Here is a 480-nt window from a genome sequence, read left to right on the forward strand (position 1 = left end):
TCCAGCAGCCGGGAGACGACGGGGGCGAAACGGTCACGCATGGTGTCCATGAGGGTGTGCCCTTTCTCTGAGCGCGGGGGAGGGTCAGGCGTTCTTCGGCTCGACGCGGGCCACGACCACGTGCGGCCGGCCCGGATGCGGCGCGGTGAACGCGGCGTACAGGGCCTCGTGGTCGCGTCCGTCGACGGTCACCGCGGACCAGCCCGCGGCCTCGAACCGGGCGGTGATCCCGCCGGGCAGCGCATGACTGGCGGAGGAGTTGTCGATCACGACGGTGTGCAGCCGGTCGAGTCCGGCGGGCCCGGCGAAGGCGATCGCCTCGTGGTTGCTGCCCTCGTCCAGCTCGGCGTCCCCGATCAGCACCCACACCGCCGGGTCGGGCCGGCCCTGCGCCCGCAGGCCCAGCGCGGTGCCCACGGCGATCGGCAGCCCGTGCCCGAGCGACCCGCTGCCGATCTCGGCGCCCGGCACCAGTACCCG

General features: G+C 74.4%; 1 pseudogene. It reads right to left on the minus strand.

Annotation, left to right across the window (positions count from 1 at the left end):
- Window positions 1–84: 84 nt before the first annotated feature.
- Window positions 85–480, minus strand: a pseudogene (locus CCN44_RS00670) (transketolase); the annotation flags it as partial.

The sequence above is a fragment of the Streptomyces tricolor genome (genome assembly GCF_002155905.1).
In the GTDB taxonomy this organism is placed as follows: Bacteria; Actinomycetota; Actinomycetes; order Streptomycetales; family Streptomycetaceae; genus Streptomyces; species Streptomyces tricolor.